Below are 6,025 nucleotides of genomic sequence, written 5' to 3'. Positions count from 1 at the left end.
AGCTAATCATTATCTGAATATCTGGCTTGGTTGTTTGTGTTTAATTCTTTAAAAAAGAATTTATATAATTAACCTACTGTTTAATTTTCAAAGTTCTTAATTTGTTTTGCCCTTTTCTTAAGGACAAGTAATACTATACCATCTTGAATTAATAAGGTCAATAGTTTTTATATTTTTTTATTCTTAATTAAAAAATATTTTCATTCAAAAGTTAAATCTATTGAAATTGCTACAATTCAACTTGTTCTTTTTATGTTTAATTTTATATTTATATACATAAAAAGACATAAAAAAACAACTTATATATTTAAATATATAAGTTATTTTTACATATTTCAATTTAATTATGTACATTTGTTCCAAAATATTTTTGAATGCCTGCATATATAGCCCAAGCTACTTTTTCTTGATATTTTTCATCATTCAATAGTTTAGATTCTTTCTCATTAGATAAAAAACCACACTCTATTAACACTGAAGGTATTTTATTATCCTTCAATAAATAAATATCATTACTTGGTTTAACTTCTCTTTGATTTGTTTCATCTACAACTCTCTTTAATTCATCTTGAATAAATTTCGATAACAATTTGCTATCATCTTGTCCTTGAGGATAAAAAGTTTGAGCTCCATAATATTTGCTCTGTTCAAATTTATTTAGATGAACAGATACAAAAGCATCTACCCCTGATTCTTCAATCATTTTCTTCCTATTTTTTAAGTTTTCATTATATTTCTGTCTAGTTGTCTTATCTGGGCTCTCTTCGTACAAACTAATATCATCTTCTCTAGTTAATAATACTAAACATCCACTTGATTCTAACAACTCTCTTAGCTTCAACGTTATTTGTAAGTTTATATCTTTTTCTTCAACAGACTCATCATCACTCAAAGCACCTGGATCTATACCTCCATGTCCCGCATCTAAAAGAATAACCTTATTAGTTACAGGCATATAAGTCAATACATCTTGGGAATTCTTTTTGACTTCAAATATAAATATAGCCAAAAAGCATAAAAGAGCTCCAATCAAACTTACATGCTTAATATATTTCATATAATATCACCCCATATATTATATAAAAAAGACTTTGGAATATTCCAAAGTCTTTGAGTAAACATATATAATTATCTCTTTGAGAATTGTGGAGCTCTTCTTGCTGCCTTTAATCCGTATTTCTTTCTTTCCTTCATTCTAGCATCTCTAGTTAAGAAACCTTCTTTCTTTAAAGCTGGTCTTAACTCAGCATCTACTGTTAATAAAGCTCTAGATATACCATGTCTTATAGCTCCAGCTTGTCCAGTGAATCCTCCACCTTCAACTTTTACTATAACATCGTATTTGTTTTCAGTTCCTGTTAAAACTAATGGTTGTTTAACATCTCTTATTAAAGTTTCATAGTTGAAGAATTCTTCAACTTTTCTTCCATTTACTATTATATTTCCTTCACCTGCAACTAATCTTACTCTTGCTACAGAGTGTTTTCTTCTTCCTGTTCCATAGTATTGAACGTTAGCCATGATTAACTCCTCCTTTCACCCGTTATGATTATTTAAAGTTTAAAACTTCTGGATTTTGAGCTTCGTGTCCGTGATTTGGTCCAGCAAATACTCTTAATCTAGTCATCATTCTGCTTCTTAATTTGTTCTTACATAACATACCGCTAACAGCATGCATAACAACCTCTTCAGGTTTCTTTTCCATCATTTCTCTATATGTTATTTCTTTTAATCCACCTACATATCCAGTGTGGTATCTGTACATCTTTTGATCTAATTTCTTTCCTGTTAAAACTACTTTATCAGCATTTACAACAACAACGAAATCTCCACCATCAACGTGAGGAGTGAAAGTTGGTTTATGCTTTCCTCTTAATATTGTAGCTATTTCAGTAGCCATACGACCTAATGTTTTTCCTTCAGCATCAACTACGTACCATTTTCTTTGTACGTCAGCTGGTTTAGCTATATAACTTTTCATTACAAGTCCCTCCTTATCTTATTTCCATATGATATTTTACCGTCTATGTCAAGTCCGGGGCAAGTGGACTTATTAACACACTCTTGTATATTTTAATACATGCACCCTAGTGTGTCAAGCTAATAATCAACTTTTTTGAGAAATAATCCGTGTGCTGGAGCTGTATGTCCTGCCATCGATCTCAACTTTGATTCTATTATGCTCGACATGCTATTATCTATTTTCCCTCTTCCTATATCAACTAACGTTCCAACTATAATCCTAACCATATTATATAAAAATCCATTCCCTTCAATTTCTATAACTATCAAGTCTTCACACTTTGAAATATCTATATCATAAATAGTTCTAACTGTGTCTTTAACACTTGATCCCGAGCTCATAAATCCCTTAAAATCATGTGCTCCTTTTAATGATTCAGCTTCTTTTTTCATCTTTTCAAAGTCTAAATCATATTTTACAAAATAAGAAATATCACTATATATAGGGCTTCTATATCGGTTATTATATATAATATATCTATACCTTTTTCCTTTAGCTGAATATCTAGAGTGAAAATCTAAATTAACTTCTTCTGCATTTATTATAACTATATCTTTCGGCAACTTAGAATTTAATGCATTAGGTATTTTTTCAATAGGAATATTACACTCCGTATTAAAATTTGCAACTTGTCCCAACGCATGAACCCCTGCATCTGTTCTTCCAGATCCAGTTATTTTTACACTCTCATTAGTTATATCTTTTATTGATTGTTCAATATTACCTTGAATACCCAATGAATCATTTTGCTTTTGCCATCCACAAAATCTTTTACCATTATATTGGATAGTTAATTTTATATTTCTCATATTATACCTCTTTAAACAAATCTTATAAACACTACAATTCCTAAGTATAAAACTTGTACAACATATGCTATATAATCTGCTTTAGTCATTATACACTCTTTCATCTTAGTTCTATTATCTCCACCCCTATAACATCTAGCTTCCATAGCCATAGCTAGCTCATCAGCCCTTCTAAAAGCACTAATAAATAAAGGTATTAATAGTGGAACTAGGTTCTTAGCTCTATTTATGATATTTTTACTTTCAAAATCTGCTCCTCTAGACATTTGAGCTTTCATTATTTTATCTGTTTCATCTAATAAAGTAGGTATAAATCTTAGAGCTATAGTCATCATCATAGCTAACTCATGAACTGGAAATCCTATTTTTTTAAAAGGATTCAATAGTCTCTCTATACCATCTGTAAGTTCTATAGGTGATGTAGTAAGTGTTAAAAGAGATGTCCCTACAACTAAAAATATAAGTCTTAAAGCCATAAATATAGCTTGACTAACACCTTGGTATGTTATCTTTACAAATCCAAATGACCATATAGGGTCTCCAGGTATAAAAAATATATTAATTACAAATGTAAATATTATAATCCATTTTAAAGGTTTTAATCCTTTCATAATGAACTTTACTGGTATTTTAGATAAACCTATTACTGCAATCAAGCTTGCTACCACTATTAAATATGGCCAAAATTTATTTATTATAAACAAAGATATCATAAATATAAACGTTGCTATAAGCTTAACTCTAGCATCTAACTTATGAATACTCGAGTTTGTAGGATAATATTGGCCTATTGTTATATCTTTTAACATTTTCCCTTACCTCTCATAACTCTTATTATTTCGTTTTTAATTTCTTCTATAGTAATTGCATCTTCTTTTATCTCAAACCCATGTTCTTTTAATTTTATAGATAATTCCAATACTTGAGGTATATCTAAGCCAATCTCTTTAAGTCTACTAGAGTGATTATTAAACACTTCTCTTGTGGGTCCCATAAACTCAACCTTACCTGAATTCATAACTATTATAGTTTTTACTAACTTAGCCATGTCATCCATGCTATGAGAAGATAATATTATGGTCATATTTTTTTCTTCATGTAAGTCTTTTATTAATTTAAAAATTTCATCTCTACCTTTTGGGTCTAATCCTGCTGTTGGTTCATCTAATATTAACACTTCTGGATTCATAGCTATAACTCCAGCTATTGCTACCCTTCTTTTTTGTCCTCCTGATAACTCAAAAGGCGATTTATCTTTAAACGCTTCATAATCAAGTCCGACAGCTTCCATAGATGCTTTAATCCTATTGCTTATCTCTTCTTCTCCTAAACCTAAATTTGAAGGTCCAAAAGCTATATCCTTTTCGACAGTTTCTTCAAATAGCTGATACTCAGGATATTGGAATACAACACCTACTTTTTTTCTTATATCTGTTAAGTTTAAATTTTTATCGGTTATATCAAATTCATTTATTAAAATTTTTCCCGATGAAGGTTTAAGAATTCCATTTAAATGTTGAATTAAAGTAGATTTCCCAGAACCTGTATGACCTATTAAACCAACAAAATCACCTGATTTAATCTCTAATGTTATATCATCTAAGGCTCTACTTTCAAATGGTAATCCTTCATTGTATATATGAGTTAAATTTTTTATTACAATTGACATAGTTTCACCACCATCTCATCTACAGTTAATATATCTCCATCTATATCTAATCCTTCTTCTTTAAGTTCTTTACTTAATTCAGTCATGCACGGAACATCTAAGCCTATATTTTTTAACATTTCTACTTTAGAAAAAACTTCTTTAGGAGCACCTTCCAATACTTTTTTCCCTTTTTCCATAACAATAACTCTATCTGCATCAACTGCTTCTTCCATAAAATGAGTTATATGCATTATGCTTATATCTTCTTCTTTATTTAACCTTCTAATTGTTTTCATTACTTCTTTTCTTCCAGATGGATCTAACATAGCTGTAGCCTCATCAAATATTATACATTTAGGTTTCATAGCTATTATCCCCGCTATTGCTACCCTTTGTTTCTGTCCTCCTGATAGTAAATGAGGTTGTCTATCTCTCATTTCATACATCCCCACACTTTTAAGAGACTCTTCTACTCTTTTTCTTATTTCTGGAGGATCTATACCTAAATTTTCAGGTCCAAATGCAACATCTTCTTCTACTATAGTGGCAACAATTTGATTGTCTGGGTTTTGAAATACCATACCTGCAGTTTGTCTAATATCCCACAGATTTTTTTCTTCCTTTGTATTTAATCCATTTATATAAATATTTCCACTCGTTGGCATAAGAATTGCATTTAAGTTTTTAGAAAGAGTTGATTTTCCCGATCCATTATGACCTATAACTACAACAAACTCTCCTTGCTTTACATTTAAACTCAAGTTGTCTATAGCTTTAAACTTATCATCTTCTGTTACATATTCAAATGAAATATCTTCAACACTTACTATATCATTAACTTTCATAAACTTTTCTCCTTTTGTTAGTAGTGCTCTTAATTTACAATTTCTATTGTATTATAACACAATTTAAATTCTAAATTAATATAAAAATCCACCTAAAATATATGTGTATGACTTTATATTTCATTTTATCTTCATCAAATTTCAAAACTCATTTATAAAATAAAAATTTATTTACCTTCATAACTAAACGGACAATTTAATTTATAACTCAAGTAATTTCATAATTTTGTTATTTTTTTATTCAAGTATAAAATAATTCCTTATAACTTATTATCGTTTTTGTATATTAACATTTTTATTAAATATAAAAAAAGGACTAGGCTAAGCCTAATCCTTTATATACTATACTAATTCTATTAGAGCCATTTCAGCAGCGTCGCCTCTTCTTGGTCCCATTTTCATTATTCTAGTGTATCCACCGTTTCTCTCTGCATATTTTGGAGCTATATCAGTGAATAAGTTGTTAACTACTGTCTCATCTAAAACATAAGCTAAAACTTGTCTTCTAGCATGAAGATCTCCCCTCTTAGCAAGAGTTATCATCTTTTCTGCCATTCTACGAGTTTCTTTTGCTCTAGTAACTGTAGTTTCTATTTTTCCATTTCTTAGTAAGTCTGTTACTAAGTTTCTTAACATAAGATTTCTGTGAGCAGTTACACGTCCTAATTTACGGTACTTAGCCATGCTTATCCCTCCT

The 6,025-nt window shown here is 29.7% G+C and carries 8 protein-coding genes; all 8 read right to left on the bottom strand.

Translation table 11 applies throughout. From position 1 onward, the window contains the following. Nucleotides 1-340: 340 nt before the first annotated feature. A complete protein-coding gene (gene cwlD, locus LEQ07_RS11950; protein WP_046823517.1) occupies nucleotides 341-1,057 on the bottom strand; it encodes an N-acetylmuramoyl-L-alanine amidase CwlD in 717 nt (238 codons plus the stop codon). A gap of 71 nt (nucleotides 1,058-1,128) precedes the next feature. Then, nucleotides 1,129-1,521: a 30S ribosomal protein S9 gene (gene rpsI / locus LEQ07_RS11945; RefSeq protein WP_021431517.1), complete on the bottom strand. Its 393-nt coding sequence runs from the start codon at nucleotides 1,519-1,521 to the stop codon at nucleotides 1,129-1,131. 28 nt (nucleotides 1,522-1,549) lie between these two features. Beyond that, complete coding sequence (gene rplM / locus LEQ07_RS11940; protein ID WP_021428215.1) at nucleotides 1,550-1,981, bottom strand: 50S ribosomal protein L13; 432 nt, start codon at nucleotides 1,979-1,981, stop codon at nucleotides 1,550-1,552. A gap of 119 nt (nucleotides 1,982-2,100) precedes the next feature. Continuing rightward, a complete protein-coding gene (gene truA, locus LEQ07_RS11935) occupies nucleotides 2,101-2,832 on the bottom strand; it encodes a tRNA pseudouridine(38-40) synthase TruA (protein ID WP_263330816.1) in 732 nt (243 codons plus the stop codon). A gap of 11 nt (nucleotides 2,833-2,843) precedes the next feature. After that, on the bottom strand, nucleotides 2,844-3,641 hold the full coding sequence (locus LEQ07_RS11930; protein WP_046823515.1) for an energy-coupling factor transporter transmembrane component T family protein: 798 nt from the start codon (nucleotides 3,639-3,641) through the stop codon (nucleotides 2,844-2,846). Beyond that, nucleotides 3,635-4,501 carry an energy-coupling factor transporter ATPase gene (locus LEQ07_RS11925; RefSeq protein ID WP_021428217.1) on the bottom strand — a complete coding sequence of 289 codons (867 nt, stop codon included), beginning with the start codon at nucleotides 4,499-4,501 and terminating at the stop codon, nucleotides 3,635-3,637. The genes LEQ07_RS11930 and LEQ07_RS11925 overlap by 7 nt, the downstream gene beginning before the upstream one ends. Continuing rightward, nucleotides 4,489-5,328 (bottom strand): energy-coupling factor transporter ATPase, encoded by an 840-nt coding sequence (locus LEQ07_RS11920; protein WP_263330815.1) that lies wholly within the window; start codon nucleotides 5,326-5,328, stop codon nucleotides 4,489-4,491. Before LEQ07_RS11920 ends, LEQ07_RS11925 begins: the two co-directional genes overlap by 13 nt. Before the next feature lie 342 nt (nucleotides 5,329-5,670). After that, on the bottom strand, nucleotides 5,671-6,012 hold the full coding sequence (rplQ, locus tag LEQ07_RS11915; RefSeq protein ID WP_046823513.1) for a 50S ribosomal protein L17: 342 nt from the start codon (nucleotides 6,010-6,012) through the stop codon (nucleotides 5,671-5,673). Nucleotides 6,013-6,025: the final 13 nt, after the last annotated feature.

This window comes from Paraclostridium sp. AKS73 (assembly GCF_025671395.1).
Taxonomy (GTDB): Bacteria; Bacillota; Clostridia; order Peptostreptococcales; family Peptostreptococcaceae; genus Paraclostridium; species Paraclostridium benzoelyticum.
Note: the sequence above shows the minus strand (reverse complement) of the source record. Positions and strands in the feature narration are given on the sequence as shown.